23 protein-coding genes are annotated in these 18,685 nt (G+C 33.5%); 18 read left to right on the top strand and 5 right to left on the bottom strand.

Annotated elements, in window-relative coordinates:
* The first annotated feature begins 137 nt into the window (after positions 1-137).
* Positions 138-857 carry a hypothetical protein gene (locus tag DAY19_RS03415; RefSeq protein ID WP_133296875.1) on the top strand — a complete coding sequence of 240 codons (720 nt, stop codon included), beginning with the start codon at positions 138-140 and terminating at the stop codon, positions 855-857.
* Here DAY19_RS03415 and DAY19_RS15130 read toward each other — a convergent pair.
* Complete coding sequence (locus tag DAY19_RS15130; RefSeq protein ID WP_133296874.1) at positions 820-1,197, bottom strand: hypothetical protein; 378 nt, start codon at positions 1,195-1,197, stop codon at positions 820-822. The two genes, DAY19_RS03415 and DAY19_RS15130, sit on opposite strands and share 38 nt — an antisense overlap.
* 57 nt (positions 1,198-1,254) lie before the next feature.
* Here DAY19_RS15130 and DAY19_RS03410 point away from each other — a divergent pair, with 57 nt between their 5' ends.
* The 17 genes from DAY19_RS03410 (at position 1,255) to DAY19_RS03330 (ending at position 15,564) form a co-directional block, all read left to right on the top strand.
* Positions 1,255-1,842, top strand: a complete 588-nt coding sequence (locus DAY19_RS03410; protein ID WP_114705779.1) for a hypothetical protein — start codon at positions 1,255-1,257, stop codon at positions 1,840-1,842.
* A gap of 9 nt (positions 1,843-1,851) precedes the next feature.
* Positions 1,852-2,856 carry a radical SAM protein gene (locus DAY19_RS03405; protein ID WP_114705778.1) on the top strand — a complete coding sequence of 335 codons (1,005 nt, stop codon included), beginning with the start codon at positions 1,852-1,854 and terminating at the stop codon, positions 2,854-2,856.
* Positions 2,846-3,061: a hypothetical protein gene (locus DAY19_RS03400; protein WP_114705777.1), complete on the top strand. Its 216-nt coding sequence runs from the start codon at positions 2,846-2,848 to the stop codon at positions 3,059-3,061. The genes DAY19_RS03405 and DAY19_RS03400 overlap by 11 nt, the downstream gene beginning before the upstream one ends.
* A complete protein-coding gene (locus tag DAY19_RS03395) occupies positions 3,061-4,278 on the top strand; it encodes a radical SAM protein (RefSeq protein ID WP_114705776.1) in 1,218 nt (405 codons plus the stop codon). The genes DAY19_RS03400 and DAY19_RS03395 overlap by 1 nt, the downstream gene beginning before the upstream one ends.
* Positions 4,268-4,819, top strand: coding sequence for a hypothetical protein (locus DAY19_RS03390; protein WP_114705775.1), 552 nt, complete (start codon positions 4,268-4,270; stop codon positions 4,817-4,819). The genes DAY19_RS03395 and DAY19_RS03390 overlap by 11 nt, the downstream gene beginning before the upstream one ends.
* Positions 4,820-4,841: 22 nt before the next feature.
* Positions 4,842-5,450 (top strand): hypothetical protein, encoded by a 609-nt coding sequence (locus DAY19_RS03385; protein WP_114705774.1) that lies wholly within the window; start codon positions 4,842-4,844, stop codon positions 5,448-5,450.
* Positions 5,451-5,700: 250 nt separating this feature from the next.
* The gene (locus DAY19_RS03380) at positions 5,701-6,237 is read left to right on the top strand and encodes a hypothetical protein (protein ID WP_114705773.1); all 537 of its coding nucleotides are present in this window, start codon (positions 5,701-5,703) and stop codon (positions 6,235-6,237) included.
* 1 nt (position 6,238) lies between these two features.
* Positions 6,239-7,159 (top strand): hypothetical protein, encoded by a 921-nt coding sequence (locus tag DAY19_RS03375; RefSeq protein WP_114705772.1) that lies wholly within the window; start codon positions 6,239-6,241, stop codon positions 7,157-7,159.
* On the top strand, positions 7,149-8,180 hold the full coding sequence (locus DAY19_RS03370; protein WP_158536766.1) for a radical SAM protein: 1,032 nt from the start codon (positions 7,149-7,151) through the stop codon (positions 8,178-8,180). Before DAY19_RS03375 ends, DAY19_RS03370 begins: the two co-directional genes overlap by 11 nt.
* 7 nt (positions 8,181-8,187) lie before the next feature.
* The gene (locus DAY19_RS03365) at positions 8,188-9,129 is read left to right on the top strand and encodes a radical SAM protein (protein WP_114705770.1); all 942 of its coding nucleotides are present in this window, start codon (positions 8,188-8,190) and stop codon (positions 9,127-9,129) included.
* Positions 9,129-10,067 (top strand): radical SAM protein, encoded by a 939-nt coding sequence (locus DAY19_RS03360; RefSeq protein ID WP_114705769.1) that lies wholly within the window; start codon positions 9,129-9,131, stop codon positions 10,065-10,067. Before DAY19_RS03365 ends, DAY19_RS03360 begins: the two co-directional genes overlap by 1 nt.
* Positions 10,057-10,986, top strand: a complete 930-nt coding sequence (locus tag DAY19_RS03355) for a radical SAM protein (protein WP_114705768.1) — start codon at positions 10,057-10,059, stop codon at positions 10,984-10,986. Before DAY19_RS03360 ends, DAY19_RS03355 begins: the two co-directional genes overlap by 11 nt.
* Complete coding sequence (locus tag DAY19_RS03350) at positions 10,986-11,891, top strand: radical SAM protein (protein WP_114705767.1); 906 nt, start codon at positions 10,986-10,988, stop codon at positions 11,889-11,891. Before DAY19_RS03355 ends, DAY19_RS03350 begins: the two co-directional genes overlap by 1 nt.
* Positions 11,888-12,982: a hypothetical protein gene (locus DAY19_RS03345; RefSeq protein ID WP_114705766.1), complete on the top strand. Its 1,095-nt coding sequence runs from the start codon at positions 11,888-11,890 to the stop codon at positions 12,980-12,982. The genes DAY19_RS03350 and DAY19_RS03345 overlap by 4 nt, the downstream gene beginning before the upstream one ends.
* 5 nt (positions 12,983-12,987) lie before the next feature.
* On the top strand, positions 12,988-13,824 hold the full coding sequence (locus DAY19_RS03340) for a hypothetical protein (protein WP_114705765.1): 837 nt from the start codon (positions 12,988-12,990) through the stop codon (positions 13,822-13,824).
* A 1-nt stretch (position 13,825) separates the two neighbouring features.
* A complete protein-coding gene (locus DAY19_RS03335) occupies positions 13,826-14,503 on the top strand; it encodes a hypothetical protein (protein ID WP_114705764.1) in 678 nt (225 codons plus the stop codon).
* On the top strand, positions 14,500-15,564 hold the full coding sequence (locus tag DAY19_RS03330; protein WP_114705763.1) for a DegT/DnrJ/EryC1/StrS family aminotransferase: 1,065 nt from the start codon (positions 14,500-14,502) through the stop codon (positions 15,562-15,564). Before DAY19_RS03335 ends, DAY19_RS03330 begins: the two co-directional genes overlap by 4 nt.
* Here the strand turns inward: DAY19_RS03330 and DAY19_RS03325 are convergent.
* From DAY19_RS03325 to DAY19_RS03310, 4 genes are read right to left on the bottom strand one after another with little or no spacing between them, the layout of a single operon-like run.
* Positions 15,557-16,219 (bottom strand): PIG-L deacetylase family protein, encoded by a 663-nt coding sequence (locus tag DAY19_RS03325; RefSeq protein WP_114705762.1) that lies wholly within the window; start codon positions 16,217-16,219, stop codon positions 15,557-15,559. The genes DAY19_RS03330 and DAY19_RS03325 overlap by 8 nt on opposite strands.
* The gene (locus DAY19_RS03320; protein ID WP_114705761.1) at positions 16,216-17,127 is read right to left on the bottom strand and encodes a radical SAM protein; all 912 of its coding nucleotides are present in this window, start codon (positions 17,125-17,127) and stop codon (positions 16,216-16,218) included. The genes DAY19_RS03325 and DAY19_RS03320 overlap by 4 nt, the downstream gene beginning before the upstream one ends.
* Positions 17,117-17,680, bottom strand: a complete 564-nt coding sequence (locus tag DAY19_RS03315; protein ID WP_114705760.1) for a polysaccharide deacetylase family protein — start codon at positions 17,678-17,680, stop codon at positions 17,117-17,119. Before DAY19_RS03315 ends, DAY19_RS03320 begins: the two co-directional genes overlap by 11 nt.
* The gene (locus tag DAY19_RS03310; protein ID WP_114705759.1) at positions 17,673-18,632 is read right to left on the bottom strand and encodes an NAD-dependent epimerase/dehydratase family protein; all 960 of its coding nucleotides are present in this window, start codon (positions 18,630-18,632) and stop codon (positions 17,673-17,675) included. The genes DAY19_RS03315 and DAY19_RS03310 overlap by 8 nt, the downstream gene beginning before the upstream one ends.
* Between the last annotated feature and the right edge of the window lie 53 nt (positions 18,633-18,685).

The following is an 18,685-nucleotide window of genomic DNA, read 5'->3' as shown; positions in this document are numbered from 1 at the left end:
TTCTTTTTATATCACTATCTATTCTATGTGAGTCGATAGGCTATAGAGGAAACGTATATCCTTTCTTTAGTTGGAATCTCTTTAGTACAACGAGAGGCCAGTAGATGTTAAGTACGATATCTCAGATATTTTACCTCATGACTTTTCCACTTGTGAGTATGTATCTCTATGAAGGCTATGAAGTTCAAAACTCTGGTAATTGGGTTGCAAGCTTACTACCCTCATTTAATTCAATCACTCCGCTAATAATACTTTGGGCCATTTCAATATTTGGTTCAATAGGCTCCTTTTTACGTAGATACTTTCGCATTTTATATTCCATCTTCCTCTTTTTAATTATCGCATTAACAAATGGTGCCGATTTTGATCATGATCTATTTGCTTGGTTTTATATTTCTATTCTTTTTATATTTGAAGGAAGAGATGAAAAAAGTGACAAAGCAATTTTAGATTTTTCTAAACTTACCATTGTTCTCATTTATTTTATGTCTGGATTCTGGAAATTATTTTATTCATTTAAAGCATTTTTTAATGAAAGCCTTGGATATTTTCACTTTGAAGGACTCAGAGAGATTATTAAGGAATCACACCTTTTAACTAATCATAGCTGGCCGATCATAGATGTAATCCCAAGTGTTATTCTATTTCTAATTGGTCTAGGGATCGTAATCTTAGAACTTTCGGGTTTATTTCTATATTTCAAAAAACGCTCATGCCTCTATCTATGGGCAAGTTCTATTATAATATTTCATCTGTTAACTGTCTTAACAATGAGGGTGGAATTTGTATCGAATTTAATTCTTATCGGTCTCTTATTTCTTATCCGCGAAAAACAATCCAGCCGAACTCTTCGTTAATATACTGTAGAGAAAAGAAACGAGACTTTTCAATGCTGATATCCTTGTCAATAATGAGTTGCCCATTTTTTTCGGCTATCATGTGATTCTTACTAGTTATAGTAGGGGATTTCGAATTTTTTGATTTTATAACCTTGAAATGAATACAAGAATGAATACTCTTAGGATTATCAGGAAGTTGGTAATTCATTCCTGACTTTAGTGTGATACAGGTTCCATTATCCTTAGATATTAGTATGTTATCTGAGTCGATTACTTTTGCACGTGAAAATGCATGTACAAACGATTTGTAGGTAAAAAGTGAAAAGACTGTAGATAAAATAAAATTTCTTCGTTTCATGTTATTATTATATAATAGTTTTAGGAAATTATAGAATAATTTTTCAAAGGTGTACTTATGACATTGAGAACTGGAACATTAAATTATGGAGCTGCAACTTTTTCATATACAGCTGGTGGTGGAAACGATTTATATTATTCCGGTGGTGATTTTGCTTGTAATGGAAACTTTGTTGCAAGAGGTAGTATCAAGGCAACTGGTGATGTGACGGCTACGCGTGTTTTTAATGCCGTTTGGAATGATGTCGCAGATTTTCAATTACTTAATGACGAATTAATATATGGAAAATGCTATATCGACACTGTCGAAGGCGCAAGGCTTTGTACGGAAAGGTGTCAGTTGAGTGTTATCGGAATTGCATCTGATACTTTTGGTATGGGTGTAGGTGAAGGTAATGCTGGGCTTGAAGTTCCGATTGCTATTGGTGGTTGGGTCCTTGCTTATGTCGATCAGGAGTACCCTTGTGGAACACCGCTTACAAATGATGAGCACGGAAATTTAACTGAAATGACATTACAAGAAAAAAGAGACTTTCCAGAACGTCTTGTGGCCATTTACAAGAAGAAGGAAATGAAAGACACTTTTGGTGATGGAAAAACTGAAATCGAGGTCAATGGACGTCACTGGGTTAAAGTTAAATCATAAAGGGATAAAATGATTGTCTTATCAATAGCTTTCTCGGAAGCTTGCAACTTAGATTGTAGTTACTGCAATGTTGATAAGCTTTCTAAGAAGTCAATTAATACTGACTTATTCTTTGAGTCCTATGAAAAAGTACGTTCTAAAAACCCACAAGAGCTTATTCAAGTTGATTTCTATGGAGGAGAGCCTCTCCTACATTGGGATAAAATCGTTACAGTAACTAAAGAACTAAAAGATGATCCCAATGTGCAATTCTATATGCCAACCAATGGTCTTTTACTTGATGATGAAAAAGTTGAATTTTTAAATGCTAATAAAGTTAGAGTCTCATTATCATATGATGGCCTATGGCAGGATATAAATCGCAATCAGCATGATGGCCGTGGTACCAATTATCTTTATCAAAAAAAGCTCCCAATAATAAAAAAGCTGAATGATCTTTCGTGTCATTCAATGATTTACTCTGGAAATAATAATATATTAGAAAATCATCTCTATATTAAAAAAGTCCTTAATCTCAATCCTGATTTAACATTAATTCGAGATGTGGGTGTTTGGACCAATGAAAGTGCACAAGAAGTGAATTATGGCTTTAGTGAACTGGTCGATTGGTATATTGAAAACGTTGATAATGTTGAAATGCCAAAAATTATACTCACATATTTAAGGCATATTTTACGCTACACAGCTAAAGATGTGCGCATTGATTATTGTGGTGCCGGGGATACTCATTTATCCTTCTCTGAAGATAAGCTAATTGCCTGTAATCGCTTCAAAGATGACGACTTATATCTTAAAATTCCAGAATACAAAAATATGGCAGCTTGTGAGTCTTGTTCGGTAAAAAATTACTGTAGAAAAGGCTGTTTGTATGAGAACATAAAAAATGAAGGCCCAATTGAAAGTATTTGTTTTATGTATAAGCACTTCTACAAAGAAGTACAACGTATGATTAAAACTTTGAAAGGGAATGAATATTTTAAACGAATCTTGAAGCGAGAAATTTATGAATCTTAAAGCACTGAATCGAAGTATGTATTTGGCCGCTCAACATCTTGTTGAAGCTAGTAAGCATATGCATCCAATTGCACCTGAGTATTCTGACAAACTTTTAAAAGATGCTGATGAAATTCTAGCAATGATAAAAGTTGAAGAGGAAAAGGTTTCGGAAGATAAACTCGATAACATCTTGGATGAAATCATGAATACGGAGATTGAATAATGGTAGCTTATAATATTGAAAACCCAGCGAAAGCAAAAGGTGGCGTAAGGAATTACTTCACACTTGAAATTACAACCTCTGCACTATGTGATCTTAATTGCACATATTGTTTTGAAGGAGAGAAAGTTGACAAGGCAAGGCTTGATAACGATCTACCAACAATTTTTAAAAGGATTGATAGTATCCTTGAAGACAAGGAATGGTTTCAAGCAAAATATGATGGCCTAAATATCTCTCTATGGGGTGGTGAGCCTACTTTAAATCCAAAATTTATTATCGATCTTATGAATCAATATCGTGAACACGATAATATTGATTTTCACCTTTATACAAATGCATTCAATATGCACAATATGAAGAAAATTATTGATAATGTTGATATGTCTAAACTTCATGTTCAGGTATCTTATGATGGCCGTGCGGTTAATGATAATTACCGTTTAATGAAGAATAAGAAGGCATCTAGTAATCAAGTAATTAATAACCTCTATGAGTTAGCAAATCTTGGTATCAATGTGAGTATGAAGGCAACCCTTCCAATTGACAGTATGGATAGTCTTTATAAATGTTGGGAAGATTATCATGATATTCAAAAACTTCTTTGGAAGGTTTCAAAGAATATTAATATCAATTACTCACCAACCATCGACTATATTACAAAATTTAGCTTAGACGAGAAAAAAGATGCGGTAAAAGTCTTTAGAAGTGAGTTCTTGAAAATTGCTAAGCGTGAAATTGAATTTTACCGTGAAAATGGACGCTATCTTTGTTCATGGTTTGGTGGAGAAGATAATAGAAAGCATTGTTCTGCTGGTTATAATATGGCCGCAATTGATCAAAGAGGGAATCTCTACGCTTGTCACGGTGCCATCTATTCAAAACATAAGGATGAATTAGCGTATAGCGATATCCATGATGAAGAATTTGTCCAAAAGATTAGTGCTTATACAAAGAAATTTGAAGAACCATTAAAGAAAATCCATAAAGATTGCCAAGATTGTGTTGCCACGACTTGTATGATTTGTCCTGTTGCAAGTCATGAAAAGAGTGAGAAAACTGACTTTTTCGCTAAGTGGACGGATAATTGGGTTAATGAACTTTGTGGCTTTTTTAAAGCTTTTGGAGAAATTGACCGCGCAGTACAGAAGCACTTATTTGCTTTACATGCAGAAACTGATGAGGAATACAGAAACAGGGAGATGGCAAATGGCATGTAGTGGTGGACATTGTTCCTATCATAATACGGGAACTTCAACTTGTTCAGGGCACCGTGGAGTTTGTTCTTCAAATAGAACACATACGTTAAATATTAATATTGCAGTTGGAAAAATTATTTACGGCTCCCATGTTAAGGCTTTACGAGATGTTATCTCAGCAGAAATGGCAAGGCGACGTCAGCATGCAATGTATAATCCTGGTACACCTACTAACTCATATGCAGCAGGTACTAAGATTACAAATAGTGTAGCAGCTAATATGGTCTCTCGTTTGAATCAAATGACACCAAATGATTCAGTATGGAGTGCTGCAAATCCTTCTCCTTCTGATAATAGGCCAAAAACAAGAGATGATGATACTGCCGGTGGTTATCATCGTGGAACTTATGGTTGGAATAAAACAGGTCAAACGATTAAAGAGCCTCATGTTCAAGAGATTTTAAATTATTATAATACTTTAAGGGCCGACTGTATTTGTAATACAGACTGTAATTGTAACGCTGTTTGTGCATGCCACAATAATTGTGGTTGTCACTATTAAGATATTTTAAAAGGATTTAAATATGATGTTATATGATGTTGCTTCAGTTGAAGATCGTGGATCACATTGGTATGTGACAAATGTTTTTCCTCATACACTTGATCCAATTGAGAGACATGAGAAATTGTTAAACCTTTCAGCAGTTTCTTCTTCTATCATTAAGCATGCTATTGAAAAGGGAATTGAAGTAAGGATCACGAAGCCTCTTGAATATAATGAAGTAATGCCTCATGAGATTAGATTAATTGAAGGCGACGAGAATGATCATAATTATGCTCGCGAATCTGCAATTAAAAAGGCCCGTATGGTTGTCACTCATGATCTTGCTTCAGTAAGTGGTTATACATTTTATAGTTTTATGTGCCTTAATAATGAACTTTGTGACAAAGGCTTCTTTATTACTGCTGAAAATAGAGAATCTAAATATCTTGAAATTTTAGAAACAGGTAACGAAGAACTTATCCAGAAGCTAGAGGACTACTTAAATACAAAAGATCAAATTGAAAGGGTCGCAGCTCTTAACAAGAAGTTTGATCACTTTAGAAAGCTAATTACTGAAGAAGAGGATCTAGAAAAAATCGAAGATCTAACAAATAAGTTCTTAGAGGATTATTATTCAACATTCTTTTAGAGTTATACTCTATTCACAAAAAGATCATCGTAAAGTAAATGGAACATTATTTTACTGCTTCGAGTATTTTCTTTTTTCAAGAGCTCGAAGCAGTGATGTCAAATTTGTTCTCTATAATTGTACAGAAGAAGAGCGCATCGGCTGGATTAAGGTATTTAAAGAAAGATATCATTTTCCAGATGAGTATCTATCTGACTTCATTGTTACCCAAAGAGTTTATGATATTTACAAATTGAAACCTAAGAGATGCATGATCTTAGATATTCATACACTCAAGCTTTTAGGAGAAACGATTCCTTGTGATCTAGTTGTCTTTTCTAATGAAGGCCATGACATGCAAAGATACAAGATGAAGAAGGTCAAGTATTTCGGATTCTACGAGTATCAAAACTTTGATGAGCAAGAACTTCTTAAATTCTCTTTTGGTAATTATAAAGAGCTTGGAAAGGTTTCTGACTACGTCTTTGTAAATACACCTTCTCTTGATTATTCAAATATTAAAATACCTGAGGAATATAGAGAACGTAATATAATATATAAAATCGCAAATAGACATCATGAGAATCTACATGAAAAGTTTGATACGATGCTCTATTACCAATCTGCTAAAGTTGATACAAATAATCGACTTGTTCCTGAAAGTTTATACTACAAAAAGAAGGTCGAAATCTTCAAGAGTGTTATACAAGACTCCGTAAATATGCGTTATAATGATATTTTATTAAACGGATTTGAGGCTTATCACTTAGACGAAGAAGATAAGCTAATTCAAGCATTTTTGGATTAGTATGATTTTAAGACTAGATAAAGATAATTATGATCTCTGGCTCACCTATAGTTGGAGTGCGAATAATCATGGTCTTTGTGGTCACACATATGAGGTGATCGACTACTATCTCTTTCTTAAAGATTATATGCGCGTCGGGATCCTCTTATGCGAAGATATTGACTGGCCAATGTTTCGTGCATCGATTGTAGGAAAATATATCATTACTGAAGAAGAGCTAGTCCAGCTTGAAAAAGATACTCTCTTTGTAAATAGACCTAATCTTATACATGCAAATAATATCCTCTTTACCGATGGTGGAGCTAAGTCTCTGGAAGGTAAGCATATCTTAGCGCATAAAATATTTCACTTTGCTTGTGGTGATAAGGAGCTACAAGATAATGATAAGGATAATGTATTTATTCTTCAAGATAAGCGCATTTATCGTGATTGTAAGAATGCTATTGATTATAAAAAACGCATCAACTTTAATCGCTTGAAAAAGCCAACAAAATCAGCACGTTGTAATCTTCTATATGGCACAAAAAATTGTCGAAATATTCCAGATCAAATGTATTTTGATCTGTTGGAAAAATATGATGGAGACTTCCTGTGCTTAACTAATAAAGAGAATCGCCCTGAGGGACGATTAGAGGGACTCTCAGAGCGTTTTGAGTTTCCTGAGATGCCCGTGCCGGATTTATTTGAGAAGTTTGATAGATACATCTATACGCCCGTTCCTCGTAAGTTTGATTGTAGTCCCCGTATGATCTCAGAATGCAAATTTTTTGATAAAGAGGTTGTGTATTATAATATAGATTACTGGGATGAAGATAAAGGCCTCTATTGGAGAAAGTGGGATATCGATAATGATTTTGAATCGATATTTCTTCAAGAAGGCGATCCCATACTAGAAATCTTGGGAGAACATATTGGATTATAATATTTTTAGCCATTCAGGTTTGAGGCTAATTAATGATAAATTCAATAAGAGAGCAAAGCTCGACACTGGAACATTCTGTAATTACGAATGTTACTTTTGCTATTACCTTGATGATCTTGATAAAGTCACACCTCTTGAAGTCATTAAAGAACGAGCAAAGAAAATCTATAATTGTGGAATGCGAGAAATCGATCTAAGTGGTGGAGAAAGTTCTGTTCACAGAGATTGGTTTGCAATACTTGATTATTGTAATGACTTAGGTTTTACGAATATCTCAGCTCTTACTAATGGTGCTAAATTTGCAAACTTGGCATTTTGTAAGAAGTCTCAAGAGCATGGCCTTACTGAATTACTCTTTAGTCTGCATGGAGTAAATGAAGAGAATCATGACACAATAGTTGGAAGAAAGGGCGCATTTCGAAAAATGCTGAAGGCCATTTCAAATTGCCAAGAAATAGGAATCAAAGTTCGTATCAATTGTACCGTTACAGACAAGAATGCAGAGCTTCTTGGAGAGTATGTAACATTGATAAATAAGATAAAACCATATCAACTTAACTTCCTACCTTTAAATTATTGGGAAGATGCTGATCGTCTTGAATCACAAAGTTATGAACACTTAAGTAAGTATATAAAAAAAGCTATCGATAATTTAGATGATGGTATTCAGATTAATGTACGCTATATCCCATTTTGTTTTATGCAGGGGTATGAGAAATATGTAGTAGGTGTTTATCAACATATCTATGATCGTAATGATTGGAATATTTATGCATATGATGTGGAAAAAATAGAAGAAAAAGTTTTGGATACAAAAGAGTATTTCGAAGTTGCTGCACAAAAAAGAAAGCATACATATACAAAAGAAAAGAAGTGTTTCAATTGTAAATACTTCTTTGTGTGTGATGGTGTTGAAAAGAAAATATCAAAAGTTCAGGAAGTATATCCAGTTGAAGGTGAGAAGATAGATGATGTTCTTCACTATCGACGTGGTCATTATCCTGAATGTGATTATAAGTAGGTAAGTTATGGAAAAATTACCAGATTCATTGAGCAAAGAAGATATTCTCGAAATAGAACTCGAGTTAACAGGAACTTGTAATCTTGATTGTCCTCTTTGTTCAAGAAGTTATTCAAATGCTAAGCACTTGGTTAAATATAATGAAAGACCAGCAAGTGAGATTATTGCTCAACTAGATCAATACCCAAATATTAAAATGTGCTGTATGGCGGGAATGATATCTGAGCCTACTTTGCATAAAGAATTCTTTACTATAATGGAATATTTAATTGGGAGAGAAATCGAAGTAGAACTCTATTCAAATGCGTCACTTCATTCAACTGATTGGTGGAGAAAACTTGGGGCAATGATGAGTCCAAGAGATCATGTATTTTTCACAATATGTGGATCAACACAAGAACTTCATGAAAAGTATCGCGTTCGCTCAAGCTTACAACAAGTATTAGATAACCACGCTGCATTTAAAGAAGGTTGTAAGTACGATATTGATTACCTACAGCATATAAAGTTTGAATACAATGCCAAAGACTTTGAAAGTGATGCGATGAAAGATATTCGATCACGCTTTAGTCGAGAGTATAATATTAATACTCTACCTTATAACGAAAGATTTGGTTTTATTAAAGATGAGAAAAATGACATTGCTTTAACTGCTGATCTAGCAAGAAGTTATAACTTAATCACAAGACATGCTAAGCGACGCTATGAGAGAAACCAGACTGGCGAAATTAAATGCCAAATGCGCTGTAAAAGCTTGGAAGAGAAATTTGTGGCAATAGATCAATGGGGAGAAATCTTTCCATGTTTCTTGTATCGAATTTATAACGTCGGAGAAAAATTTAATCTCGACTATTCTAAAATAAACCAATTTAAGTACGATTTTTGCTATGAGTGCGAAGCAATGACAACCCAAATGCTAGAAGATATTGGTTTAGAGAGGATGGGATAATGAGTTGCAAGCAAACAACATTGCATCGAAGTGAGATCCTCGAACTTGAGATGGATCTAACGGGAACGTGTAATTTACGTTGTCCACTTTGTACAAGAAATTATGCTCATGCAGGTCACTTATTAAAAAGAAATGTACGTAGCTTTAAAGAAATTAAAGAGCAACTAGATACATTCACTAATCTTGAAGTATTCTATATGGCTGGAAATATTTCTGAGCCGACACTTCATCCCGAAGTTAAAGAGATTTGTCGCTACCTTGTTGATCGAGGTGTTGCCATTGAACTTTTTACTAATGGTAGTACTCATAATCCAAAGTGGTGGGCAGAATTAGGTGAGATTCTTTCATCAAATGATCGCATCTATTTTACAATCTGTGGTTCTACACAAGAACTTCATGAAAAATATCGAGTAGGTAGTAAGTTACAAGACATTTTAGATAATCATCAGGGCTTTATTTCAACAAATAAAGAGGGAATCGATCATATTCAACATATTATGTTCAAATATAATCGTGAAGATTATGAAAGTGAAGCGATGAAAAGTATTATTGCCCGATTTAGTAAGACTTTTAATGTTGATACTGAAGGGCAGAGAACATTTAATGAATATGTAAAATCATTTGATAAGGATCTAATTCGTCCTGAGGATGAAAGAAAAAGGGCCATTGATGCTCTTTTTAATATAAAGCCAAAGCCAGGTGAAAGTTCGGATATTGAAATAAAGTGTATGAGCTTAAGAGATCGAAAAATTTATATTGATCAATTTGGCCAAATCTCACCTTGTTATGGCCATGCTGAATATGAAGGACCTGGACATTTTTCTGGTGAAGTTTTTGATTACGGTGAAGTTTTAAGTTTTAAGTTTAAGGATTGCTTTAAGTGTGAAAGGCGAATTCAAAAACTAATTGATGTAATGGAGTTGGACTTTGTCTGCTAGTAATGATGCCCTTATTCGTAGTGAGAGAATTGAATTAGATCTCACTGGAACATGTAATGCAAAGTGTCCTTTGTGTGCACGAAATTATAAGCATATAGAAGTAAAGTATAATGAACGCCATCTAAACGAGATAACAGATCAACTAGATCATTTCCCTAATGCAAAATATGTCCACTTAGTGGGAGCATTTTCAGAACCTACTTTATACCGTTCGATTTTTGATTTGTGTCGCTATCTTCGCAAGAGAGATATTGCTATAGAAATATGTACAAATGGGGACACCCACAACCCCGATTGGTGGGCGGAACTTGGAACGATCCTTGGGCCAGAAGATAGCGTTTACTTTACAATTTGTGGTTCAACTCAAGAGTTACATGAAATATATCGAGTAAATACGAGTCTTGCTAATATTAGAGCAAATGCAAAAGCATTTCGTGAATCTAATCCATATGGAATCGATTATATTCAGCATATCCTCTTTGACTACAATGCAAAAGACTTAGAAGACGGTAGTATGGATGAACTATTAAAAGAGTTCAGTAATATTAACCTAACTCAAACCTTATATCGTCGCGACACTGAAGTTTATAAGAATCCATTTAATTTGGATAAAATGCTTGTTACTCCTGAACTAAAAAGAAAGTACGACGTTATTATTAACTCTGCTAAGAAAAAATGGGGCGAAAAAGTTAGTGGAGGAAAAGATTACGATATCGACTGTCGCTCTTACCACAATAAAAGTATTCATATCGATCAGCACGGTACGGTCTTTCCTTGCTACGTTTGGTTAGAAGAAAGTCGACAAGATAAATGGGATTTAGATTATAAGAAAATTCAAAACTTTGAATATGAGTGTTGCCAAATTTGTGAAAAGAACTGCAAACGTTTAATGGATATGTGGGAGCTTGAGATTCTATAATGCAATATAATAAATTTGTTGAATTTATAGAACTTAGTTTAAATAATAGCTGTCAATTACAGTGTCAGGGATGTCCAAGTTTGAACCCAGGACATAAGAATAAGCGTGAGTTAGATTTCTCAAAAGTACTTCCCATTATAAAAGACTTTAATCCAAAAGAAGTCTTTGTTTGTGGAAATGACGGTGAACCTCTAGAACATAGTGATATAAACATTATTCTTGAACAGCTTGGCGAAAATTTTAATCAAGATATCTTGATTGCTACAAATGGTGAAAATCTAATGTCACTTGATGTTCAGCGGTTATCAAAATATGAAAATATTGTATACCAGGTTGCTATCGATGGACCAACTCAAGAGATTCACGAACTTACGCGAAGTGGTGGGAATCTCGAATTAGTTTTCAAAAATATTACTCAGCTAAAAGATAAACTCAATATTGAATTAATATTTTCACGTCACAAGCTTAATGAAGAGTATGCAATTAAAACAGCAGATCTCGTTAGGGATAAGTTTGGATTAGATCTCCTTTTTAGAGATACGACTCTTGTAACAGATAGAATCAGACCTCCAAAGAAGAAGAGCCTGAGAGGGAATATGGACTTTCTCTACAAGAAGAATCATTCAGCTCCAGTTAAGCCTTGGTTTAAAAGAATATATATAAACTCTGATGGTAATTGTTACCCTTGTGTTTCATTTATTTATGGTAAAACAAAAGTTGAGCCAATAAGTATTTATTCATATAATCATACCTTTGAGTTCTTTTCAGACTTTATTAAGTTCTCAAAAGAGTTTTGTCGCTGCTTTCAGGCCCTTGGGAATACGACTCAATGTAAATTAAATTGTGATTTCTATATGAATAATTTTGAATATGATAATTTAGAAAGTATTAGGAAGATATCGTGATAAATAGTAATACCTCATTTGGTAAGTTAAATTCTATAATTGTCGGAAGAGAGTTAGAAATTAGTAAAAGAATTGCTGACTTTACGTTTCAACATTTTTACGGCGAAAATTTAACTCACGCTGTCTATGATCGCTTAGAACACGGTGGTCAAGAATATTATGTTAATCATGAGTTACTATTAAAAAGAAATGAGCAATTAGATAATTTAGCGGCTACATTTGAAAAATTAGGAGTTAAAGTTTACAGGCCTGAGCGACTTGGTGAAGTTGTTACGATTAAAACACCTGATTATAAAACTGAACTTTCTAGTGCTAGTAATGTAAGGGATGTCTCTCTTGTCTATCGTGATTATATAATTGAAACACCTACATATGTAAGAAATCGCTTTTTTGAAAATACGCTCTTATATAATGTTTATAACAAACTCTTTGACGGGGGGCGAGGTGGAAAATGGATTCGCTCACCACATAATAAACTTGTTGAAGAGGCCATGGACTTAAGTGAGTGGAATTCTAAAAGAGATTATGAAAATTTTGATCGTAGTAAATATACTATGGCCATTGATGGCGCACAATTTCTAAGAATCGGAAAAGATGTTATTGTAAATGTGAATTCATATAATCATTTCTTAGGACTTGAGTGGGTGAAGTCATTTTTTCCTGAATCTAACTTCCATACCGTTAATGTTGCTGATAACCATATTGATGGTGTTCTCGTTTGCTTAAAACCTGGTACTTTCTTAGTTAATCCTAAGTATAGAAATATAAAAGATTTCTTACCTGAAAAATTTAAGAATTGGGAATGTCTATTCCCTGATGATTATAAGGCGGAGCCCGTTATTGAATCTGGGAAAACTGATATTGATATTCAACTTGCAAGTACGAGAGGAATGGATATTAATATTGTAAATATAGATGAAAAAAATGTGCTTGTTAGTGAAAGTGCATCTAACGTGATTGAGCTTTTAGATAAGCATGGTTTTATTCCTCACCCAGTTAGGCTCGAAAATTGTGAGATCTTTGGTGGTGGAATACACTGTTCCACGCTCGATACACATAGAGATGACGAATATATCGATTATACAAAGTAGAACGTATGAAAATTGCTCTTATTACAATGATTGAAAGTAATGGCCGAAGTACAAATGATGACAATGGTATTACTTTTGAAAATCAAAGATATTATGAAGACGAAGCTATTCTGTGTTTTGAGAATTGGCGTAAAAATGGTGGGGATTTAAGTGATATACCAATCTATACTTATTGTCCGTCCAAACACGTTGTAAGTGCCAAAACGAAAGAAAAATTTAAAGAATTGAATGTAACCTATATTGAAAAATATCATGAAGAAACTGAAGAATTTGAATCTGGTTTTATAAATGTACCATTTTGTGGAATGTTACTCGAAAGAGAACTTAAAGAGGATATCCTGATCCACATTGATCTTGATATGAACCTTATTAAACCAATTGATCAAACTCTTTTTGATATTGTTTGTAATGGAAAAATCGTAGTTGGACAATACGACGATATATCAAAGAAGGATCAACGCTTCATAGGAGAAGACTGGGATAATCCTCTTGATACAGGCTTTATTATATCAAGAAGAGACAGTGGTTTTTATCACTACTTTTTTAATGAGTTAATGAAACTTTACGAAACAAATGGTGATGAGAGGTGGCAGAAGTATTGTAGTAATGTAGAAAAATACTTTTTAGAGGAATACGTTATAGAAAAAGCGTATAATGAAGGAAAGCTAGATATCTATCCTATTCAATACTATCAAGTAGGTGAAGGTTACGCTTCAGTTAATACCTTTCCTAAAGACCGATTAAGCAATATATATTTTTGGCATGAACATCTCTATCCAAACTCGAAATATGATAAAGTGAGAGAGAGAATAGCATATTTTAAACGTATGAAAGAGGTTTGAATTGGATATTGAACATATCTTAAGAGAAAAGAAGATTGAATTCTTATATGCATCACAAGCAAAGCTTAAGGAAGAATTTAATATTGATGTTCCAGTAGGAACAGGCTTTGGTAAAAGTAAGAGCTTTTACTTTATCCCTGTAGGAAATAAAAAGTATGTTTTCAAACCAGCTCTTAAATACTTAGTTACAGAGGCTCCCGATATCGATCGTTCAGTGGACTTCACTTTTGATGAATTATTAGAAAAGTATCGTAAGGTAATGAATAAAAAGACAATATTACCGACGTTATTAGAGGAGTCTGAAAGCTTTCTTGTTTTCGAATATTACAGAGAAGAGAACGGTTGGTTTAAAATGGATGACCTCAAAGAAAATGACGGAAAGGTTATCGTTGAGCTTACTAAGAACTTGTGGGGAAATGATCGCAGAGTACTTTTTCCATTCTATAATCAACTCTATTCTAAAGTTTATAAGAATGTTGAAACAGGTGAGATCAAGATAGTTGATTTAAAATACGTTGAAATTCAAAAACGTCGTCCTATATTTGTCTATATCTGCGATTATAATATTAACTGCTTATATTATCTCGAAAAGAATAGAAACCCTTTCTTTAATGTTAAGAATATATTAGCGCGAGAATATCCAATCGCGGATGCTCAGGAAAAGTATTTATATACATGAAAATTCCTTTTTTCTATCCCTATTCATCAGATAAGTTAATTCAAGAAGTCCAAGAGGTTATTGTCTCAGGATATTGGACTGGTGGTGTAAAGGTTACCGAAGCTGAATACTTATTGATGGAAAAATTCAATTTTCCTAATTTTGTTGCAACAAGTAGTGCAACTTCTGCTTTTGAAGTTATTTTGGATACGTTTTTTACTAATGAATCTGTAAATATTGTAGTTCCAACCAATACTTTTGCAACAACAGCAGAAGTTCCAAAGCGTTTAGGTCATAGAGTGATCTTTTGTGATGTAGATCCAATTTTAGGGATGATTGATACTAACCATTTATCAGAAATACTTAAGTCACATGAGGTGAATGCTGTCATTCCTGTATCGATTGGTGGTGCACTATACGATCGGGAGAATTTGATTACGCTAAAGAAAGAGTATGGTTTTAAAATTATTGAAGACTTGGCCCAGTTGATTTATCCAAATTGTTTTCATTCAGCTATTGATGCATCATTTTTTAGTTTTTATCCTAATAAAATTATTTCTTCTCCTGATGGTGGAGGCATGGTCTTTTCTGATGAAACAATGATTAGTTTGGCAAAAGAGAGAAGACTCCATGGTATACGAAAATTTTCTGATGGAAGCTATGATATTGTTGAACTAGGACGCAAGGCCAATATGACCAATATTAGTGCGGCATTTATAATCGATCAGCTTAATAATTTTGATGAAAAGGTAGATAGGCGTACTAGTCTCTATAAGAAATATAAAAGTTTATTATCTGAAAATATCAATTTAGTACCAACTTATAATGCTAATATACCATCGCTTTTAATTATTCACTCAGAACGCCGTAATGAGCTTAAGGCTTTCTTAAAAGAACATGGAGCTGAAACATCGATTCACTTTCGGCCACTTCATCTACATTCTCATTGGAATAATGGTGATACATTTAAAGGCGCTGAAGAGTATTTTCGAACTTCACTTAGTCTTCCTTTTTTTGAATGTTTAAAAGATGATGAAATTGAATATATCTGTGGCCTTATTGACCAATTTCATTCTAATTAATTAACCTTTCAATATAGAAAGACTCAGCTAGAGCTTCTCCACACATAGTCCCTTCTTTTTTTGCACTTATTTCAAGGTTCTCAATTGATCGAGGATGTGGGAAGGGATGGAGTTCTGTTTCATATGCCATCATGGCCTGAATTTTGATTTTTAAGTCAATCTCATCAATCGTGTTGTAATAGTTTGGATTGGTGCGTAGATGATAGACTGATTGATATTCGATACTAGATGGAATATCAAATGCAAAAATATTACACTTCTTATAATTTGGTAGTGGCCTAAATGCTGTTAAAACGGCCTTGTTTGTAATTTGATGATCAAGGTTGAGATCATTATATGAGTGTGTATAAACAATATCAGGATTAATCTTCTCTTTTATAATCTCTATGTCTTTGACAATATCCACAAGATCGTAAGAATCCAAACGATTATCTTTATAATCTAGCTTCTTAAAATCTTCTACTCCTAAGATATTCATTGCCTTAAGAAACTCATTATGACGAATGTTAATATCTTTACCTTGTGCAGAAGAGCTATCTGTTAGAACTAAAATACTAACATTGTCCTTATTTCTTATATGTTTACTTATAGTGGCTCCACAACCCAGGACTTCATCATCAGCATGGGCCACAACAATTAATATGTTTTTATTCATGGTGCCACCTTTTTAAAGCTCCAGTAATCATCACATTCACATAAGTTAAAAGGACAAACAATGCCTTCTGTCTTAAAGTCACAAGTTAAAATATGTTTTTTAGTGTTCTTACATGCATATGACACTTGCGCATCGTAATGAATAATAAAGGCCTTGATATCGCATTTCCAACCTTTTAATTTGTTATATCCATTAGCAAGAAAGTGAGACTTTGCTATATTTTTTTGAATATCACTAGTTTTAATCAGTGTGGTTTCTTTGTTATCTAGTGAAGATACTTTATGTTCGCTTTCTTTAATGAAGTCTTCAATTTCAGGATCATACTCTTCGTATGTTGTATTATTATATTCTTCTTTGTGAAGTCTTACACAGTTGAGTGTAAGCTTCTTTTGTTTTGCCAGTTGATAGGCATCTTCAAATACTTCTTTGTACTTAATGAATTCTTCAATTTTATTTGTAAACAAGAATGCGATGTCGATATTGAATTGATCGGATAGAATCTCGCTTTTTTTGATAAAATCCTTATTTTTGTACTCTGGATGATAGCTTGCTGTGATTTTTATTTTTGAGCTTCTTTGTATTTTATTCCAAAAGCTTTCCGGCTTTATAAAGTTTGTTACAATACGTATTTCTTTTAAGTTTTCAATTGAGATTAATTCATCAATGACTTGTGTAAAGTCCGGGTGGAGGGTAGGCTCACCACCAATTAAGTTGATAATGAAATCCTCTTCTATATTTTTAAGTTTTTTGAGAATGATCTTGCTTAGAGTTGAATAATTTGTGTCACTAGTAAATGGACGATAGTAGCAATAAGAACAATCGTATTGACAATGAGATACCATTTCCCAGTTAATATTGAGAGGAGAGCCTTGTCCAATTTCTAGAATCTTTTGATTCTCATATTGCATTTTTTAGATCCTCTATCGCAACTCTTTCTTTGCCAAAGAAATTAATAATGCCATTTTGTTTTAATATTTCTTTGTATAGAGGTGCTTCATAATTATATGGGAAGCAGAAATCTTGAATTTCTATTCCATTTTCCTTGAATTTCTTAAGCATTAAGTCGGTATCGTCTTTTAGATGTAGATGAAGATCTTTTATACTTGTGTTACTTCTTAGGTCGCGATGAGCATGAGAATGCCCGCCTATGAAGCAATTCTTGGTTGAAGCAATTTCTTTAACCTGACTCCATTTCATATAATTGCTAGTGTCTTCGTTTTTGAAGTAGAGTTCATGTGCTTTTGCACATTCAATTACTGATTCATTTTGTTCAATGTCTTCACTGGCCAAAATCCCCGTTGAAATAAAATATATCTTAGGTGTATTAAATTTTTTGAAATGTTCTAGTTTTTTGTATTGTGAATATAGTCCATCATCAAACGTTATAATATAGTCAGATAGATCAAGATCTAACATCCAGTCAAATACCTCATGAATCATTAAAACTTTCTTCTTATCCATATTTGTGCTCAGCAATTTTTCTTATGATTGACTTCACATCGATCTCTGGAGTGTATATCTCTTTTAGCTTTGCTGTATTAGGTGATCTTTTATAAATATCATCACTATTTTTACTGTAGACATCATGGAAGTTTAAATAATTAATTTGTGCGTCTACTTTAAGTGTGTCTCTTATTAAATGAGCTAATTCTTTAATTGTAATGAGGTTTTTATCATTACCAATGTTAAGAGTTTGGTTATGAAACATATCATTCGATATTAATATGTCGATGGCCTTTAGGAAGTCTTCTACATCACAAAAACTTCGACATTGATTTCCATCGCCGTAAACATTAATACTACCTTCTTCTTTTGCATCCTTAATCATTTTTGGAATAACCATTCCGTAATCTGGTGATTGACCAGGACCTGTTACATTAAAAAGTCTTAGGGTGATATGTGGAATTTCATAACTCTTTATTAGAAATTCAGTCATAAGCTTATTACAAGCATATCCCCATCTCAAGGTATCAGGCGAGCCTATCTCAAGAGACTGATCCTCTGTGCATTCAGTGGCATTTCCATAAACTTCAGAGCTTGAAGCAAAGAGTAGTTTTGCATTAGACTGCGCTATTAATGGAAGTATATTTTGATTTACTTGGTACTCATTTATAATGGCCGCATTCGGGTTCTCATCAATTTTTTTGACACCTACAGCGGCTGCAAAGTGACAAAAATATGTGGTATCTTCTAATTCTTTTTTAAACCAATCTTTCTCTTGTTCGTTTAATAGTGCTAAGTCGAGCTTTTTGTAGATAATTTGGTCACTTAACAGAGACAATTCGTCAGCTTTAATGACATTAGTAGACTCGTTGTCAATGATGACTAAGTCGTACTTATGAAAGAAATTCTTGGCAATAGCGCTTCCAAGAAAGCCTAACCCACCTGTAATAATCATTTTTTTCTTAGTCATATTTTCAGTCACTTGCACATATTTTATGTCGAGGTAAAATTATTTAGTTAATA

The organism is Halobacteriovorax vibrionivorans (assembly GCF_003346865.1).
GTDB classification, from domain to species: Bacteria; Bdellovibrionota; Bacteriovoracia; order Bacteriovoracales; family Bacteriovoracaceae; genus Halobacteriovorax_A; species Halobacteriovorax_A vibrionivorans.
Note: the sequence above shows the minus strand (reverse complement) of the source record. Positions and strands in the feature narration are given on the sequence as shown.

Bases quoted from the DNA above. Each gene is read 5' to 3' on its own strand.
- DAY19_RS03380 (WP_114705773.1), top strand. From the start codon at position 5,701: ATGATCTTAGATATTCATACACTCAAGCTTTTAGGAGAAACGATTCCT.
- DAY19_RS03340 (WP_114705765.1), top strand. From the start codon at position 12,988: ATGAAAATTGCTCTTATTACAATGATTGAAAGTAATGGCCGAAGTACA.
- DAY19_RS03325 (WP_114705762.1), bottom strand. From the start codon at position 16,219: ATGAATAAAAACATATTAATTGTTGTGGCCCATGCTGATGATGAAGTC.
- DAY19_RS03330 (WP_114705763.1), top strand. From the start codon at position 14,500: ATGAAAATTCCTTTTTTCTATCCCTATTCATCAGATAAGTTAATTCAA.
- DAY19_RS03375 (WP_114705772.1), top strand. From the start codon at position 6,239: ATGATTTTAAGACTAGATAAAGATAATTATGATCTCTGGCTCACCTAT.
- DAY19_RS03350 (WP_114705767.1), top strand. From the start codon at position 10,986: ATGCAATATAATAAATTTGTTGAATTTATAGAACTTAGTTTAAATAAT.
- DAY19_RS03410 (WP_114705779.1), top strand. From the start codon at position 1,255: ATGACATTGAGAACTGGAACATTAAATTATGGAGCTGCAACTTTTTCA.
- DAY19_RS03415 (WP_133296875.1), top strand. From the start codon at position 138: ATGACTTTTCCACTTGTGAGTATGTATCTCTATGAAGGCTATGAAGTT.
- DAY19_RS03310 (WP_114705759.1), bottom strand. From the start codon at position 18,632: ATGACTAAGAAAAAAATGATTATTACAGGTGGGTTAGGCTTTCTTGGA.
- DAY19_RS03315 (WP_114705760.1), bottom strand. From the start codon at position 17,680: ATGGATAAGAAGAAAGTTTTAATGATTCATGAGGTATTTGACTGGATG.
- DAY19_RS03360 (WP_114705769.1), top strand. From the start codon at position 9,129: ATGAGTTGCAAGCAAACAACATTGCATCGAAGTGAGATCCTCGAACTT.
- DAY19_RS03390 (WP_114705775.1), top strand. From the start codon at position 4,268: ATGGCATGTAGTGGTGGACATTGTTCCTATCATAATACGGGAACTTCA.
- DAY19_RS15130 (WP_133296874.1), bottom strand. From the start codon at position 1,197: ATGAAACGAAGAAATTTTATTTTATCTACAGTCTTTTCACTTTTTACC.
- DAY19_RS03320 (WP_114705761.1), bottom strand. From the start codon at position 17,127: ATGCAATATGAGAATCAAAAGATTCTAGAAATTGGACAAGGCTCTCCT.
- DAY19_RS03405 (WP_114705778.1), top strand. From the start codon at position 1,852: ATGATTGTCTTATCAATAGCTTTCTCGGAAGCTTGCAACTTAGATTGT.
- DAY19_RS03365 (WP_114705770.1), top strand. From the start codon at position 8,188: ATGGAAAAATTACCAGATTCATTGAGCAAAGAAGATATTCTCGAAATA.
- DAY19_RS03395 (WP_114705776.1), top strand. From the start codon at position 3,061: ATGGTAGCTTATAATATTGAAAACCCAGCGAAAGCAAAAGGTGGCGTA.
- DAY19_RS03400 (WP_114705777.1), top strand. From the start codon at position 2,846: ATGAATCTTAAAGCACTGAATCGAAGTATGTATTTGGCCGCTCAACAT.
- DAY19_RS03385 (WP_114705774.1), top strand. From the start codon at position 4,842: ATGATGTTATATGATGTTGCTTCAGTTGAAGATCGTGGATCACATTGG.